Annotated in this window: 1 protein-coding gene; it reads right to left on the reverse strand. The window is 57.9% G+C overall.

Annotated elements, in window-relative coordinates; translation table 11 throughout:
• On the reverse strand, positions 1–1,531 hold a 1,531-nt coding region (locus CSE01S_RS21885), incomplete at both ends, for a type VI secretion system Vgr family protein (protein WP_042293182.1).

Consider the following 1,531-nt stretch of genomic DNA (forward strand, 5'->3'; position numbering starts at 1 on the left):
ATCAAGATGCTGGCCCGCATTGATCATGGTATTGCGGGTACTGCTGAGCTGAAGATGTTCACCTGAGGTCAGTGCCACCCCCTGCGGCGCGCTACCCAGCAGGACCGCAGACTGGAGGTCTTTGATTTTGTCGGTCACAAAATTAATCTGGGTATTGATGTCACTGACCAGCGCTCCGGCGGCTTCGGCGGCGCTGTTCAGCGCCTGCATCTGGCTGTTGGCCTGCTTAATCTGGTTAATCGCCGGGGTCATTTCCAGCACCGGGCCCTGTGCTTTGGCCTGGGCATCCGCCGTCAGGAACAGCCCTTTTGCCGCACGTACCGCGCCATGCTCGTCCGTTCGCAGTTCAAAACCGGCCCCGCGCTTTTCACGCTGGCTGTTGACCAGGTGCCCCATGTTCAGTTGCGTTTTGCCATATTCCGTTGCGAGCTTGATATGCTCTTCCTGGCGCTTATCCTCCATCCGCAGCTTATTGTTCGCCGGCGTGCGCCACACGCTCCGCGTATGATTGTCACTGGTGACATGATCCGGATGCTCTGAATCATGCAGGGCATAGGCGATGTAGGGCCGATCCGGGTCTCCGCCGTCAAATACGACGGCCACTTCCGTTCCGTCGAGAAGCGGTGAGTGGAAGCCGTAGGTATCACCGGCATACGGTTTCGCCAGACGCAGCCACAGATATGCATAGCCCTGTCCGGTACTGTTGCGGTCGAAGTCCAGTTTTACCCGGTAACGTCCATCCGGGTCGAGCCATGAATACGTGTCGCCTTTCTGCGTGCTTTCCACCCGGGCAGGCAGCGAGCCGGATATCACCGGACGATTGAGCAGTGCCGGACGATAACAGACGGTTTCGCTGTAGGGGATGCCCTCAAACGTCAGCGTAAAGCTACTTTTGCGTGAACCGCTGGTGCGCACCGTGGTGATGACAATGCCTTCTTTGACGGCATCGGGTAACGTGCCGTCCGTTTCCAGTACCTGACCCGGCGCCAGATGAGGGCTGGAGGAATGCCCGCTGACGCGATACTGCCCGTTCAGAATGCGTTCGTGACGCAGGCGGGCGAAGTATGCCCCGGACTCTGTATTTTCAGCGTCACCTGCTGTCAGGAAGGGTTCAGCATAATGGTACGTTTCCCCGGTGGTGATCCCTTCCCTGCTGAATATGCTTTCAGCACTGTCCTGTGGTGTCAGCGCTTCGCGGTAGTTGTAGTCCCGGGTGGCCACACTTCCGCTCACCACGTTATATGCGGTCTGGATATCCCAGACGCTCTCCTGGCCGCTGTCACTCATCCCGGCCTGGTTGCGCAATGGCAGCGTGACGCCAAATTCATACTGCTGCTGGCTGTCCTGAAAAATTATCACGTCCTGTTCAAGACGGTTGTCCATTTCATAACGCCAGTAAATGCCCACCTCCGCCAGCAGACGCTGGATAAACTCAAGGTCAGTTTCCCGCCACTGGGTGATGAGCTCCCGGGCGGGATATTCCCGGGAGAGCCGGAACTCAAAATCGGGGCCTTCCAGGCCATGTTTACGC

Origin of the sequence: Citrobacter sedlakii NBRC 105722 (assembly GCF_000759835.1) — a bacterium.
GTDB lineage: Bacteria > Pseudomonadota > Gammaproteobacteria > Enterobacterales > Enterobacteriaceae > Citrobacter_A > Citrobacter_A sedlakii.